The sequence below is a fragment of the Micromonospora sonchi genome (genome assembly GCF_014646235.1).
Lineage (GTDB): Bacteria > Actinomycetota > Actinomycetes > Mycobacteriales > Micromonosporaceae > Micromonospora > Micromonospora sonchi.
Genome location: NZ_BMNB01000004.1, coordinates 250,186 through 264,989, shown reverse-complemented (window position 1 = coordinate 264,989; position 14,804 = coordinate 250,186). Strand labels below are relative to the sequence as shown.

The following is a 14,804-nucleotide window of genomic DNA, read 5'->3' as shown; positions in this document are numbered from 1 at the left end:
CCTTCTCGGGATCATGGTGTCTCAGCAACTCGATGATCACCTACGGGCCGCACCCGTCCTACATGGACCCCGATCCCACCCAAACTTCCAGCTCAACCCGCCCTCAAGCGACTACGCAACAGCCCTGTCGTCAAAGCCAGAACTGCTGCAGTAGTAACGCGCTTCCTCAGGTTCACCAAAATTCCTCCCCGTCGATCTGAATGACCTGATCCGTGCATTAATCCTGCCACCTTATGTATCGGCAGTGATCGAGACTTACCGTACTTTGATGACGATGCAGATGTCAACCACCTCAAATAAGCGGCAGTTGTGCAAATTGCCCGGATCAAACTGGCTGAGCTGAGCTTTGTGTGACTGCCAGCTGCTCGGCGGGTTTTATGATCCGTGTGCTCTTGAGCAGCTGTCATCTATCCGTAGCCATCTTGAGGGCCGACAAGGAAGTCATGTGGCCAAGGCCAAAGCAAGGCGGCGGTGCCGCTGTTGGGATGCGCGGCATCCGCGGTGATCATCATGCCGGTAATGCCGGTAATGCCGGTAATGCCGATGGGTCGAGCAGGGCTTTCCACCATCGCCGCGTCGATCGGCTCTCGGCGCTTTGTCAGGTGGCATTAGCGACCATCTAGTACGGCAACCGCCAATTGCTAGCTGACCAGGGCGTAGTCGCGGTTCAGTCGTGTGCGTTGGTGGAATCAGCGTGCGCGGGCCTGGTGACGGCGTCGCCAGGTGAGCCAGCGGGTGGCATGGCCGGGAGGCATCGGATGGTGAAGGGCGTCGGCGAGTAGCCGCTTGACCTTGTGCACGGTCAGTAAGATCAGTCCGGGCTCGGGCGGTGGTGGCTGGTCGGATGTGCTCGGTGGCGGGGCTTGGCTGTCGGTACGGTCCCGCAGGTGGGCGGCGGTGACCGCGCAGACGGCGAGGGCGGCCATGACCAGGACGGTGTGCCGGGCGATCGCGGTGTAGAGGCGGGCCTGGCACTGATCCAGGCCGAAGTAGTCCTTGCTGAACTCGAAGCACTCCTCGACCGGCCAGCGCAGCCCGGCGGCGCGGTTCAGTCTCGTCTTGGTCACGGGTTGCCCCCGGGCACGTGGCAGTAGTGGAGGGCCAGCTCGCCGATACGCAGGTGACGGCGCACGAGCAGGTGATGCCGCGGTGAGGCGGTGGCGATCCACGCCCATGCGTACCAGCGTTGTCCCTTGGAGCCGGTACCGGCCGAGCGGACTTCCCACCGGCGTGTGTCCGCGGTCAGCAGGATGATGGCCTGCGCGCAGGTCAGCCTGTCTCCGGAGGGCAGGTTGATCATGAAGGTGGAGGCGACTCGCAGCACGTACGCCTGCCCGTGGGACTCGAAGAACTCCCGCAACTGTGTGCAGTTGCCGTACACCTCGTCGCCGCAGACGAAGTCGAACACCAGCCCGTCGGCGTATGCGTCCGCGCAGACGTCGACGGCCAACTGGCCCTTGGTGCGGAACTTCACCTCCGCCGGCAGTCCCATACCGGCCGAGGCCTGCGGGTCGGTGATGTGCTCGGCGGGGATCCACTGACACGCCCCGATCAACGCGTGCCCCGTCTTCTCCCGGACGTAGGGCAGGTGGACTGTGTTGATGCCGTTCGCGATCCGACCCGCGCACCCCATGTATTGCCGCTTCACCCCACACGTCGTGACGCCCTGCTTCGGCTGGCCCGTCTCGTCCAACGCACCGACCACCAGGCCACGCCGCCGCCGACGGCTCGCCGCCGCGTCCAGACCCGCGGCGGCGAACCGCCGAATGTGACTCATCGCGGCCGTCGTGTCCCAGACCGCCCGGTTCAACAACCGCTGCGTACGATCCGGCGTGGCGTCGCCAACCTGCTCTGCGATGCTCCACCCGTTGCGCTTCGGCACCCGACTGACCAGCGCCGACACGTACCTACCCGCATGCTGCCACGTCTGCGTCCGCACGAAACACGACCGCAGCTCCTCCAACAGCTCGGCCCGTGCCCGCACCGCGTGCCTGGCCGCTACCCTGGCAGCGTCCACTTCGTACACCCCCACCGCATCCCGCCAGGTCAGACCACCATTGGCGGCTGCCGTACTAGGCAGGCCGATCAGGCGCTCCTTGCTGCCGGTACTGCCCAACTGGTACGGCCTGTCGGGGAAAGTCAGCTGTTGCCGAGGTGGTTTTGCCGTCTGCAGTTTCGCCTGCAGCGATCACTTTAAAGACGAAACACGACGACCGAGCCGATCTCCTCGCGGGTGACGCCCAGCCCGTCGACCGGCGCGTCGATACTGATCTCCCACGGCGTGCCGGCAATCCGGTCGCGCAGCACCAGCACGTTGTGTACGCCGAGGGTGCGCAGGTAGTCGACGCTGACCTGGTCGGGGAAGGCCATCGTGACCTGACGTACGTCGGCCAGTTGGCGCGGCGTGAAGCCACTGCCCCCGTTGACGATCTCTTGGAACCGCGTCGTGGACCAGAGCATCACCGGCTGGTCGTCATCCTGCCCGCTGGGCAGCACCAGCAACGGACCGTCGACGGTACGCATGGCGGCCGGCTGCGGCGGCACCACCGGGTGCGGCGTGGTGTTGGTGCCCTCGGCGATGACCAGCAGCAGCGGGACCAGGGTGGCCAGGCGCAGCCACGGGTTCGGCCAGGAGGGGATCCGTTCAGCGGAGATCTCCCGGACCCGCTCGGCGAAGGCGCCGACCGCGCCGGCGGCGAGCAGTCCGAGCAGGAGGGTGGCCCACAGCATGAGCCGTCCCGGCGTACGGATGCCGGCCCAGCCCGGCAGGTGGTAGAAGAGCGGCGCGTAGGTGAAGCGACCGCCGAAGAACCCGGTGCCCAGCGACAGCGTCATCGCCACCAGCGCCCCGGCGAGCAGCAGCAGGCGATGGCGGACCTTCCAGATCGAGAAGAACAGCCCGCCGGCGGCCAGCGCGTAGAGCACGAAGCCGGGCAGCAGGGTCATCTCCGGATGCCAGGGCAGCAGGGCGCGGGCACCTTCGTGCAACCCGCCCCAGATGCGGGACTCCGCCGGAGCGGTCACGAAGCCGCTCAGCGAGGGCGAGAAGGCCCCGATGTCGCGGAGGGTCCGTTCGGCGTTCGGCTGCAGGTGAGTGACGGTGAAGTACGGGATGGCCAGCAGCACGCCGACCCCGGCGAAGATCAGACCACCGATCACGTCGGCGGCGAAAAGGCGCTGTCCGAAGGGCCGCTTCACCCGCCAGAAGATCCGCTTCGCGTACCAGACGACGACGCTCACGAGCACCGCGCCGGCGAGGACGTACGCGAACGGCAGGCCGATGCCGAAGCCGAGGCTCAGCTGCCAGGTCGCCACCAGCCAACCGCCGTAGACCCAGCCCTCGCGCCGACGCTCGGGCCGGTAGCCGTGCCGCAGCGACCAGCCGTGCCCCCGGGCCAGCATGGCCAACGCCAGCGGGATGCCGCCGTTGGAGATCACGTGCAGGTGACCGGCCTGGGCCAGCAGCCACGGCGCGTAGGTGTAGCTGACGCCGGCCACGGCGGACCCGATCCGTCCCGCCCCGAGTTGCCGGGCCAGCACGTACGCGCCGAACGTGGCGAGCGCGTGCGCCAGCACGAACATGATGTTGTAGCGAACGAGGGCGGCTTCCGGCCCGGTGCCGATCATGCCGGCCGGCGCATAGCCGAGCAGCGTGTCGGAGAAGGCGAAGGTCCAGCTCTCCGGGAAGAACACGTTCGCGTGCCACAGTTGGGTGGGGTCGGTCAGCAGGATGTGCCCGGACCAGGCCATCTGCCATGCCTGGAGGCTCGGGTCCCAGTAGTCCTGGGGCAGCGTGTGCCGGGGGTAGCGCAGCGTCGGCCAGGTCATCAGCGCGGCCAACGCGAGCGAGCCGAGAGCGGCCAGGGTCCACTCGTGGATCAGGATCCGGCCGAATCGGCGGCCGAAGCGCCCGTACCAGGTCGGCACCGGGTCGGGGGCCGGCCCGAAGGAGGCCCAGGGATCCTTGCTGTCCCCGTCCGCCGGGACCTCGTCCCGACCCTCGTGGTCCTTCCCGTCCCGCTCGGCCGTACCAGCGTCGGCCTTGTCGGCCGCGTTCTTGTCGGCGTGGTCGCTGTCCTTGTCGGTCGTGCCAGCGGCGTCCTTGCCGTCCCTCTTCTTGTCGGCTGTGCCGGCGTCCTGGTCGGCGTCGGTGTCCTTCTTCGGATCGTCCTGGCCGGGCTCTGGCCGCTCGTCCACGCCGTCGCCGTCGCCGCTCCGGTCGGATCTGTCCTCGCTGACCGCGCCTGTGGCGTTGCGGTCACCGCCGGTTCTGCCCGTCGTCATCGCGCCGTGGTCTCCCCGCCGAGCTGTTCCCGCAAGAAGGCGATGTCGCTGGCCTGGCCCTCGGTGCCGCCGGGCGTCTCGACGATGACCGTGGCTCCGGCCGCCCGGATCACCGCCACCACCAGCTCCGGGTCGATGGTTCCGCCGCGCAGGTTGTCGTGGCGGTCGCGGCCCGACCCGAACCCGTCCTTGGAGTTGTTGGCGTGCACCAGGTCGATCCGCCCGGTGATCGCCTTCACCCGGTCGACCAGGCCGAGGAGTTCCTCACCGCCGGCGTGGGCGTGGCAGGTGTCGAGACAGAAACCGACCTGATGATCACCGATGGCGTCCCAGAGCCGGGCGAGCGAGTCCAGTCGGCGCGCGCAGGCGTTCTCACCGCCGGCTGTGTTCTCGATGAGCACCGGCAGCCCGAAGCCACCCGAGTCCTCCGCGTACGCCAGGGCCTTGCGCCAGTTGTCGAACCCGGCGCCGGGGTCGTCTCCGGAACTGATGTGCCCGCCGTGCACCACCAGTCCTTTCGCGCCGATCGCGGCAGCCGCCTTCGCGTGCGCGAGCAGCAGCTTGCGACTGGGGATCCGGACCCGGTTGTTCCCGGTGGCGACGTTCACCACGTACGGCGCGTGCACGTAGATGTCGATGGTGCCGGTGCGCAGGTGCTCCGCGTCCGCGCGGGGCTGCGGCGCCTTCCAACCCTGCGGGTCGGAGAGGAAGAACTGCACGGCGTCGGCCGCACGAGCGGTCGCCTCCGCGAGCGGGTCCGTGGGATCGACGTGGGCTCCGATGCGCATGCAGGCGAGCCTACGTCGAGTGGACGACACCCGGGGCCACGCCCATCGCGCCCGTCGCGTCACCGGGTACGGCGGGAATCGTTGATACCGGTGGATCCGACAACAGGTACGCCCGGCGTTCCAGCCGGCCGACGGGAGAGCCCTTCCGGATCGGCGGGTCTGGATCGATGGACAAAATGTCGGCAATTCCAGGGTTTGCCCCACCTGCCGCCTGCTTCCGCGATAACGTCAGGTAACAACGTGATAAAGCTCCGCGGGGCGTCTCCGGTCCAATCTCATCGGTGTGGTCGTTCCTCCCCAGGTCCCACCCAAGGAATGCGGACGAGGCGCCCCGCGGTCACGTCAGTCCGGGGGCCCGTGTCGACAGTGCGGTCGGCACGGGCCCCCGGATCGCTGCGCCCCTGGCCTCGGCGCTGGTGATCGTCCGGGCCGGGTATCCTGGTCCGGTCGTCCGCACCCGGGGCCGGGTCTTCCGGATCGGGACGGACCACGACGCACGACCTCCTGCCACGGAAGGACCGTGGCCGCCCAGCCCACAGGAGGTGAGCACGTCTTGCGTCATTACGAAATCATGGTGATCCTCGATCCCAGCCTCGAGGAGCGCACCGTCGCCCCGTCGCTCGACACGTACCTGAACGTGATCAGGACCGCGGGTGGCTCGGTGGAGAAGACCGACGTGTGGGGCCGCCGGCGCCTCGCGTACGAGATCAACAAGAAGGCCGAGGGCATCTACGCCGTCATCGACCTCCAGGCGACCCCGGAGGCCGTGGCCGAGTTGGACCGGCAGCTGCGACTCAACGAGTCCGTGCTGCGTACCAAGGTCATCCGTCCCGAGATGCGCTGAGCATTCCACCCAGCCCCACCCGGATCAGCCTCATCCGTGCTGTCAGAGGGTTCTGCGAACCTGTACGGCGGGTACGGATGAGTGCGCGAGGAGATGGTCATGGCAGGAGACACCACCATCACGGTCATCGGCAACCTGACCGATGACCCCGAGTTGCGGTTCACCCCCTCCGGGGCCGCGGTCGCCAAGTTCCGGGTCGCCTCGACGCCCCGGTTCATGGACAGGGCGTCCGGTGAATGGAAGGACGGCGAGCCGCTGTTCCTCTCGTGCACCGTCTGGCGTCAGGCCGCGGAACACGTGGCGGAGTCGCTGCAACGCGGCGCCCGCGTGATCGTGTCCGGCCGGCTGCGTCAGCGGTCGTACGAGACCCGCGAGGGTGAGAAGCGCACTGTCATCGAGCTGGAGGTCGACGAGATCGGCCCGTCGCTGCGCTACGCCACGGCGAAGGTGCAGAAGATGTCCCGCTCCGGTGGCAGTGGCGGCGGCTTCGGTGGTAGTGGTGGTGGTGGTGGCCAGGGCGGCGGAGGAAACTTCGACGACCCCTGGGCTTCAGCCGCACCAGCCCCCGCTCGTTCCGGTGGCACCAACTTCGAAGAGGAGCCTCCGTTCTGATGGCCCCGAGCGCCCGTGATCGTAAACCAGGAGCAAGAGCAGTGGCGAAGGCTGCGGCATTGCGCAAGCCGAAGAAGAAGGTGAACCCGCTCGACAAGGACGGGATCACCTATATCGACTACAAGGACACCGCGCTGCTGCGCAAGTTCATCTCCGACCGCGGCAAGATCCGCGCTCGGCGGGTGACCGGCGTCACCTCGCAGCAGCAGCGGCAGATCGCTCGTGCGGTCAAGAACGCCCGTGAGATGGCGCTCCTGCCGTACACCGCGACGGCCCGCTGACAGGAGGCACCGATATGAAGATCATCCTGACGCAGGAGGTGTCCGGGCTCGGTGCCCCGGGCGACATCGTGGAGGTCAAGGACGGCTACGGCCGTAACTACCTGCTTCCGCAGGGCTTCGCGATCGCCTGGACCAAGGGCGCGGAGAAGCAGGTCACGCTGATCAAGCGGGCCCGCGCGGCCCGTGAGATCCGCGACCTCGACCACGCCAACGAGGTGAAGGGTCAGCTCGAGGGCCTCAAGGTGAGCCTGAAGGCCCGCGCCGGCGAGGGTGGCCGGCTCTTCGGCTCGGTCACCCCGGCCGAGATCGTTGACGCCGTCAAGGCCGCCGGTGGTCCGTCGCTGGACCGCCGCCGGCTGGAGGCGGGCGGCCACATCAAGTCGATCGGGTCGCACCCGGTGCGGATCAAGCTGCACCCCGAGGTGAGCGCCACCTTCAACCTCAACGTCGTGCAGGGCTGACCCCGCCGACCCAACCTGACCGGGCCCGCACCGTCCATCGGTGCGGGCCCGCTCACGTCCGGCTGTCGAGTCCTTCCCACCTGGGCGACGCGAACCGGTGCTCGGCGGGACGCGACCTCGTCCCTCGATGTCAGCCGCCGATGGGCTGACCGGTCAACGCACTGATCAGGACGGTGGAGAGGCCGCCGCCCACCACCGCGGCGGCGAGCGCGATCGTGGTCGACTTCCAGGTCGTACCCACCCTCCGGAGCAGCATCGCGACCACCAGGCTGCTGGCCAGTGCCAACCCGAAGCGCGGTATCCCGGCCACCATCGCGCCGAAGGCCCGGGCCCGCTGTGAGTCGCACCCACCGCCGCTGATGTCGGTCACGCACCCCGCCGGGGGTGTGCCATCCAGCGTCAACAGCCAGACGAAGATCACGATCGCCGGCAGGAGATAGCACGCCGCCGTGTAGAGCAGCGGCAGCCACGGACCACCCGGATCCGGATCGAGCAGGTCGTCCTCCAGGCGCCGGTTCCAGCTACCGGTGCTGACCGCCTCGATGCCCCGCCGTACGGCCGCCATGCCGACCGGCCGCGCGGGAGGAGCCGGGGCCGCACGCCGCTGCGGTGCCGGGCGAGGGCGAGGCGCGGTGTAACCGACCACCGGAGAGCGCGGCGCCGACGCACTCGCGTCGACCCAGCGAGGGTCGTCCCCCGCCAGCCGGGTCCCCGGCCAGAAACCCTCCGACACCGGTTCCGGTCCAGCCGGCTCAGCCCAGGACCACTGCCCCGCACCGGACGTGGCACCCGAGCGCGGCGGCTCCGTACGGTCCCATCGATCCGGGGCGGAGGAACCGTTCCGCCCGTCGAGAGCCTGCTGCCGGTCCCGCCGGTCCGCCTCGGCGTCACGGTCCCACTGCCCGGTGGTGTCGGGCTGGAGCCACTGGCCCGCATCGGCCGCCTGGAGCCACTGGCTCGTGCTGTCGGCATCCCAGGGATCGGATTGCTCCGTACCACGGCCGGCACCGATGGCGGGCTGCTGCCAGGCGTGCAGGCCAGAAGCATCCCACGGGTCCACCGCCGGCGGATCCTCCGGCCGAGCCCCCCGCGTTCGGTGCTCCGTTGCCCGTTCCCAGGGGTCCACCTCCGGCGCGGCAGCCGGCTCCACCGCACGCCGTTGGCGTCGCGTGGGCGGCTCGGCGACCGGTTCCGAATCGGTCGGCTGCTGGCCTTCATCCTCCAGGCCCGACCAGATCACCTCGCGGCGTCGTGACTGCGCCCGGCGGGGACGGCTCCTCGGCGCCGCCCCGGACACCGGATCGTCCTCCTCGGCTCGCCGGCTGCCGACGTACCCCTCTTCCTGCGGGTGGTCGAAGGTCCACTCCCGGGTGTGGTCGGACACCGGTTCGGTGGCGGGGCCGCGCGAATTCGAATCGGCCGCCCGCCGGCCGCGGCTGGTCTCCGTGTCGGCGGCCCACCGGCCCCGGGTGCTCTCGGTCGAGCGCCAACTGGCGTAGCGCGGCCCGTCGGCGTCGTCATCGTCCGGGGCGGCATGCCGGCCGCCACCGTCGGCACTGCGTACACCCGACTCCAGCGCCCAGCGCGGCAGGTACGACTCCTCCGGTTCCTGCTGACCACGCTCGATGGCCCGGCGGCGGCTCGGGGTGCGGTACTGCTCGGTGGGCGAGTCGTATCGCTCGGCCGGAGACCGGTCAACGGGATCGGCCCACGAAGCGGCCGGCCCTCGCTCGCGCGGGCCATCCTCCCCGCGTTCCCAGTCCCGGTAACTCACGGCCGGAGCGTGACCCTTCTCAACCGAAAGCGCAATCCGCTGTCCAGGTGTAGCCGTAGCGCACCGATCCTACGGGACTATCAGGACAAAGCCCTACCCGAAAGTTTCGTCCACAGCATGTGGATATTAGCTGCCCAGGTCAGCGACGTCCCGATGGCATGTTCCCCACCCGTTATCCACACCCTGTGCACACCCTTGCCCGCCGGCATCCACAGGTTGTCCCGAGGCTCGTCCACCGGCCTGGTTGAGCGGCTGACCTCGGGTTCCGTATGGTTAGCCCCCGACCGGCCGCCCGATGGCCCCCGATCGACGCGGACGGTCGACGTTGTCGCACTCGGGCGATAAGCATGGAACCGATCCGACGCAGTGGAGGGGGGCCCGGTGTCGGTCACCGACGACATGCGGACGGAGTCGTTCCCTGGTGGTGGGCCGCCGTCCGGCCCGCCGCCCCGCGACGGCCAGTTCGACAAGACGCCACCCCAGGACGTCGCCGCCGAGCAGTGCGTGCTGGGGGGCATGCTGCTGTCCAAGGACGCCATCGCCGACGTCGTCGAGATCCTCAAGACCAACGACTTCTACCGGCCGGTGCACGCCACCATCTTCGACACCATCCTGGAGATCTACGGTCGGGGTGAACCGGCCGACGCGATCACCGTCGCGGCGGCCCTGGCGGACTCCGGCGACCTGGCCCGGATCGGCGGCGCGCCCTACCTGCACACCCTGATCGCGAGCGTGCCGACCGCCGCGAACGCGGCCTACTACGCGCGCATCGTCAGTGAGCGGGCGGTGCTGCGGCGGCTCGTCGAGGCCGGCACCAGGATCGTCCAGCTCGGCTACGGGACCGGCGGCGGTGGCAGCCGCGACGTCGACGACATCGTCGACCTGGCCCAGCAGGCCGTCTACGACGTGACCGAACGCCGGGTCAGCGAGGACTTCGCCGTGCTCGCCGACATGCTCCAACCCACCCTCGACGAGATCGAGGCGGTCGGTGCCCAGGGCGGCGTGATGACCGGTGTGCCCACCGGCTTCACCGACCTGGACCGCCTGCTCAACGGTCTGCACGCCGGCCAGTTGATCATCGTGGCCGGCCGGCCGGGCCTGGGCAAGGCGCTAGCACTCGACACCCCGCTGCCAACCCCCGATGGGTGGACCACTATGGGTGACGTCAGGGTGGGTGATCAGCTGATCGGCGCCGACGGACGACCCACGGTCATCACGCACGCTTTCGACATCATGCACGACCGGCCGTGTTACGAGGTCCAATTCTCCGACGGCTCCACCATCGTCGCCGACGCCGAGCATCTGTGGGCGACGACCACTCGGGCAGCCCGCCGTCAGCGGAGTGAGGCGCGGCCGAGTCATCAGTGGGATGCGCAGGCGCGTGACGCTGCCGCAGCGGCCCATCTGGCCGTCACAACGTCTCCGGACCGACTCATCACATACCCGGAGGCCGTGGAGATCGCCGGGCCCGAATTCCGGAACATCCTGCATGTCGTGGCCGCCAAGGTTGGCGTCGCCGGCAAGGCCGAACGGGAGTACACCCGGCGGGGGAGGCCATGGCGACGGATGATCGCTGCCTACCCTGCCCACGCCTTGTTTGGTGAGTTCCGGACTCGGGTGAACAGGCTTAGAAATGCCGAGACGACTGCGGACCATCCGCAGGTCATCACCACGGAGCAGATTGCCAGCACCTTACGGCACCAGGCGGATGGGCGGGCCAACCATGCGGTCGACAATGCTCGTCCGCTGTCTCTTCCGGTAAGGGATGATTTGCCCATTCCTCCTTACACCCTGGGGGTGTGGTTGGGTGACGGGCATGCCGCCGCTGCTCGCTTCACCTCGGCGGACGCCGAGATTGCTCAGCACATAACGGACGATGGCTTCGTGGTTACCCTCGGGACCGGCCGCTACTCCTACGGGATCAAGCTGCCACCGGTGGAGCCCCTCGAGAAGCGAGTGTGCATCGTCTGCGGTGCCACCTTCGCCCCTCGCGGCGCTGCCGTTCAAACCTGTGGGAGGTCATGCGGCGGCCGGTCGAGAGGGCTCGTCAAGGCCACGAGCCGAGGTGGCTGCGAGACGTGCGGAGTGACCCTGGCGTCCAGTTGGGGCGGTGCCCGCCATTGCGCACCCTGCCGACGATTGCACGGCTCGTTCACCGGACATCTGCGAGCGGCCGGGGTTCTGAATAACAAGCACATCCCGCAGCCCTATTTGCGAGCCTCTGAAGATCAACGAAGGGCGCTCTTGGCCGGACTGCTCGACACGGACGGCACTGTCACGCCGGCCGGTCATGTTCAATACACCACCACATCCGAGCGATTGGCCGAGGATGTGTACGAACTTATCGTCAGCCTGGGATACCGCTGCTCCGTCAATCGCAAAGAGGTCAACGGGCGTCGACCCGAGAGTTCGGTCGCGTTCACACTGAACTTCTCGACTTCCGATGAGGTGTTCAGGCTGACGCGGAAGCAGTTGTCTCATGCGCAGCGTAGGTGCAAGGTCAGCCGTGCGGGCACTCGCTCCCGATACATTGTCGATGTACGCCCAGTTGCGAGTGTGCCGGTGCGCTGTGTAACCGTCGACAGTCCCGATCACTTGTACTTGGCCGGCCGCGCCATGATTCCCACGCACAACAGCACGGCAAGCATGGACTTTGCAAGAAATGCGGCTATCCGGACGAATCAGGCGGCGGCCATCTTCTCGCTGGAAATGAGCAAGGTCGAGATCGTCATGCGGCTGCTCTCGGCCGAGGCCCGCGTGCCTCTGCACGTGCTGCGCAGCGGGCAGCTCTCCGACGACGACTGGACGAAGCTCGCCCGCTGCATGGGCGAGATCAGTGAGGCCCCGCTCTTCGTCGACGACACGCCGAGCATGAACCTGATGGAAATCCGGGCCAAGGCCCGCCGACTCAAGCAGCGGCACGACCTCAAGCTGATCGTGGTCGACTACCTCCAGCTGATGACCTCGCCGAAGCGCACCGAGAGCCGGCAGCAGGAGGTCGCGGACCTGTCCCGGGGCCTCAAGCTGCTGGCCAAGGAGGTCGAGTGCCCGGTCATCGCGGTCAGCCAGCTGAACCGTGGCCCCGAGCAGCGCACCGACAAGCGCCCCCAATTGTCCGATTTGCGCGAGTCTGGGTCAATTGAGCAAGATGCGGACGTTGTCATACTTCTGCACCGCGACGACTACTACGACAAGGAGTCGCCGCGGGCCGGGGAAGCGGATTTCATTATTGCCAAGCACCGGAATGGCCCGACCGACACGGTGACCGTGGCAGCGCAATTGCACCTGTCGCGATTCGTGGACATGGCGATCGTCTGAACCGCTGGGGCACCTGCGGCGTGGTGGCGGAGGACCGGGCCGGCCGGTGAGGCGGCCCGGTCGCCGTGGGAATCAGCCGGAGAAACCGGCTGTCAGGGCTCAGCCGAACATCTCGTCCAGGAAGCTCTTGCGCTTCTTGCGCCGGTAGTGACCGTGGTAGCCGTAGTGCTGCTGCCCGTGGCCGTACATCGGAGCCGGTGCCGGGTAGCCGGGCGGGGGCGGCACGGCGCCGTAGCCGGGCTGGTGCGGGGCGGGTGCGGGCGGCGGCGCCGGGTAGCCGGCGGGGCGCTGGGGGGCGGGCGGGGTCTGCTGCGCGCTCCAGTTGGCCTCCGCCTCGAACAGTTTCTCCAACTCGCCGCGGTCGAGGAAGATGCCCCGGCATTCACCACACTGGTCGATGACGACGCCGCTGCGCTCGTACTGGCGCATTTCTCCGTGACACTTGGGACAGGTCAGGCTCATCACCCGAAGGTACCTGGTCGGCTCATCCGGTAGCCGTCAGCGCTGCCGTCACCTCGTCGTCGGGGACCTCGTGGAAGTCGTCGTAGTACGCCCCGACCGCGCCGAAGGTGGGCGGGCGCTGGGGGCAGATCACCTGGTCGGCCTCGGCGGCGAGCATCTCGTACGCCTCCTCGGAGCTGACCGGGACGGCGACCACCACGCGGCGGGCCCCGAGTTGGCGGGCGACCTGGACGGCTGCGCGGGCGGTGGCTCCGGTGGCCAGTCCGTCGTCGACGATGACGGCGATGCGGCCGGTCAGGTCCAGCGGTGGCCGGCCGGTCCGGTAGAGCTGCTCCCGCCGGTCGAGTTCCGCCTGTTCACGGCGCTGGACCTCGGCGATGTCGTCCGGGCCGAGGTGGCTGGCGACCATGTCGTTGAGCACGCGTACGCCACCGGGACCCAACGCCCCGAAGGCGACCTCGGGAGCCATCGGCATGCCGAGCTTGCGGACCACCAGTACGTCCAGCGGCACGCCGAGGCGTTCGGCGACGACTCGGGCCACGGGCACGCCGCCGCGGACCAGGCCGAGTACGACGACATCCGGTTCGCCGATCAGGGCGGTCAGCCGGTCGGCGAGCACCCGGCCCGCCTCGGCGCGGTCGCGGTATCTGGTCATGCCTTCAGGTCTACGCCCTGCGGGCACTCTTCGCCCGCCGGTTGCCGGATCCGGGGGCTGGGCCAGCGCGGGCGCCCAGAGTAGGAAGGCGATCGGGTACAGCAGGTAGCCGAAGCGGGTGGCGGGCATCAGCAGGATGGCCGCGAGAAGTCCGTACCCGCAGATCAGCGCCGCAGCGTGGGCGGTGCGGGGCGGGCGGCGGGCGAGCCGGACGGCGATCACCAGCCCGGTGCCGATCAGCAGCGCCGCGGCGATCGCCCGGCCGGCGGGCAGCGCGCCCGCGATCAGGTGTCCGGGGAACGGTGACTGCGCCGGGCTGGTGACCAGGCCGTGCCCGAGAGGGAACCGCAGCACGTTCTCCACCAGCGCCTCGGAGTCGACCAGCAGGGCGGGCAGCAGCGCGGCGGCGGGTAGCCCCAACGCGCCGGCCGCGACCCGTAGCCCGGCCCGGCGGGCGAATCCCCAGATGATCAGCACTGCGGCGACCGGCCAGGCGAAGAGTTTGAGCGCCCCGGCCAGGCCGACGGCGATGCCGGCCGGGCCGGGACGTGCGGTGGCGGCGAAGGCGAGGGCCAGCAGACAGAGCGCGAGTACGGGTAGGTCGTCGCCGCCGGTGGCCAGGGTGAGCGCGCAGATCGGCAGTACGGTGGCGGCCTGGGCGCCGCGCAGCAGGAGTGCGTCGTGTCGGGCTCCGGCCGCGGGGTGCCGCAGGATGCGGACGGCGAGCAGGAGGACCAGGGTGGTGCCGATGGCGAACCAGACCCGGGCATCGGTCCACCAGGCGTCGGACAGCGCGCGGGGCAGCCCGAACAGAGCCATTCCCGGCTGGTACGGGGTGTAGCCGAGCAGTTGGTCGTCCGGGTGCAGCGCGGCGATGGCGTCCGGTCCGAGATAGGGCGTGCCGCTCTCCAACAGGCGTCGCCCGGACTCCTCGACGACCAGCACCTCCTCCTGGGCCCGGTCGGTCCGTCCGGCGGCGCGCTGCGCGCTCTGCGCGATCAGGGGCAGCAGGACGGCGCTGGTGAAGCCGAGTGCGGTGACCAGCCAACGGGCCGGTACCCCGACGAGCGGGGAGTTCGGTCGGTGGCGACGCACGAGGAGTTGACCGACGGCGGCGAGTGTGACGGCGAGGTAGCCCAGCGCGGCGGTCGCACCCCAGGCGCGGTGCGGGGTGAGGGTGGAGGTGGCGGCGGTGACTGCCGCGAAGGTGGCCGAGGCGGCGTAGAGACCGAGGTCGAGCGGAAGGCCACCGGCGGCCGAGTCGAGGCGGTGCCACCACAGGGGGCGGCGGCCGGTCGTGGTGGCGGTGCGCATCCGGTCCAGTG

The 14,804-nt window shown here is 69.2% G+C and carries 10 protein-coding genes and 2 pseudogenes; 5 read left to right on the top strand and 7 right to left on the bottom strand.

Annotated features, from left to right (window positions below; all coding sequences use genetic code 11):
* Positions 1 to 689: 689 nt before the first annotated feature.
* The 3 genes and pseudogenes from IEY61_RS06835 to IEY61_RS06825 all read right to left on the bottom strand — a co-directional run bounded on the left by IEY61_RS06835 (position 690) and on the right by IEY61_RS06825 (position 5,072).
* Positions 690 to 1,984: pseudogene (locus IEY61_RS06835) on the bottom strand (IS701 family transposase).
* A gap of 209 nt (positions 1,985 to 2,193) precedes the next feature.
* Entirely contained in the window at positions 2,194 to 4,284 is a 2,091-nt protein-coding gene (locus tag IEY61_RS06830) for a hypothetical protein (protein ID WP_229705733.1), read from the bottom strand.
* Entirely contained in the window at positions 4,281 to 5,072 is a 792-nt protein-coding gene (locus tag IEY61_RS06825; protein ID WP_189041624.1) for a deoxyribonuclease IV, read from the bottom strand. The genes IEY61_RS06830 and IEY61_RS06825 overlap by 4 nt, the downstream gene beginning before the upstream one ends.
* 553 nt (positions 5,073 to 5,625) lie before the next feature.
* Here IEY61_RS06825 and rpsF point away from each other — a divergent pair.
* The 4 genes from rpsF to rplI all read left to right on the top strand — a co-directional run bounded on the left by rpsF (position 5,626) and on the right by rplI (position 7,270).
* Complete coding sequence (gene rpsF, locus IEY61_RS06820) at positions 5,626 to 5,916, top strand: 30S ribosomal protein S6 (protein ID WP_089004747.1); 291 nt, start codon at positions 5,626 to 5,628, stop codon at positions 5,914 to 5,916.
* Positions 5,917 to 5,997: 81 nt separating this feature from the next.
* The gene (locus IEY61_RS06815) at positions 5,998 to 6,528 is read left to right on the top strand and encodes a single-stranded DNA-binding protein (RefSeq protein WP_189041623.1); all 531 of its coding nucleotides are present in this window, start codon (positions 5,998 to 6,000) and stop codon (positions 6,526 to 6,528) included.
* Positions 6,529 to 6,569: 41 nt separating this feature from the next.
* Positions 6,570 to 6,809 (top strand): 30S ribosomal protein S18, encoded by a 240-nt coding sequence (gene rpsR / locus IEY61_RS06810; protein ID WP_007073789.1) that lies wholly within the window; start codon positions 6,570 to 6,572, stop codon positions 6,807 to 6,809.
* Between the two features lie 14 nt (positions 6,810 to 6,823).
* On the top strand, positions 6,824 to 7,270 hold the full coding sequence (gene rplI / locus IEY61_RS06805; protein ID WP_189041621.1) for a 50S ribosomal protein L9: 447 nt from the start codon (positions 6,824 to 6,826) through the stop codon (positions 7,268 to 7,270).
* A 130-nt stretch (positions 7,271 to 7,400) separates the two neighbouring features.
* Here rplI and IEY61_RS06800 read toward each other — a convergent pair whose 3' ends face one another.
* Positions 7,401 to 9,044, bottom strand: a complete 1,644-nt coding sequence (locus tag IEY61_RS06800) for a hypothetical protein (protein ID WP_189041618.1) — start codon at positions 9,042 to 9,044, stop codon at positions 7,401 to 7,403.
* Positions 9,045 to 9,410: 366 nt separating this feature from the next.
* Between IEY61_RS06800 and dnaB the strand changes: the two genes are divergently transcribed.
* Positions 9,411 to 12,362: a replicative DNA helicase gene (dnaB, locus tag IEY61_RS06795; RefSeq protein WP_229705732.1), complete on the top strand. Its 2,952-nt coding sequence runs from the start codon at positions 9,411 to 9,413 to the stop codon at positions 12,360 to 12,362.
* A 99-nt stretch (positions 12,363 to 12,461) separates the two neighbouring features.
* On the opposite strand, the gene IEY61_RS06790 is transcribed toward dnaB, so the two are convergent.
* The 3 genes and pseudogenes from IEY61_RS06790 to IEY61_RS06780 form a co-directional block, all read right to left on the bottom strand.
* Positions 12,462 to 12,827: a TFIIB-type zinc ribbon-containing protein gene (locus IEY61_RS06790; protein WP_189041614.1), complete on the bottom strand. Its 366-nt coding sequence runs from the start codon at positions 12,825 to 12,827 to the stop codon at positions 12,462 to 12,464.
* Positions 12,828 to 12,846: 19 nt separating this feature from the next.
* Positions 12,847 to 13,479: a phosphoribosyltransferase gene (locus IEY61_RS06785; RefSeq protein ID WP_189041676.1), complete on the bottom strand. Its 633-nt coding sequence runs from the start codon at positions 13,477 to 13,479 to the stop codon at positions 12,847 to 12,849.
* Positions 13,480 to 14,793 (bottom strand): annotated as a pseudogene (locus IEY61_RS06780) (glycosyltransferase 87 family protein); the annotation flags it as partial.
* Positions 14,794 to 14,804 lie beyond the last annotated feature (11 nt).

Coding starts and splice junctions, on each gene's coding strand:
- IEY61_RS06830 (WP_229705733.1), bottom strand. CDS start 4,284: ATGACGACGGGCAGAACCGGCGGTGACCGCAACGCCACAGGCGCGGTC.
- IEY61_RS06825 (WP_189041624.1), bottom strand. CDS start 5,072: ATGCGCATCGGAGCCCACGTCGATCCCACGGACCCGCTCGCGGAGGCG.
- rplI (WP_189041621.1), top strand. CDS start 6,824: ATGAAGATCATCCTGACGCAGGAGGTGTCCGGGCTCGGTGCCCCGGGC.
- IEY61_RS06785 (WP_189041676.1), bottom strand. CDS start 13,479: ATGACCAGATACCGCGACCGCGCCGAGGCGGGCCGGGTGCTCGCCGAC.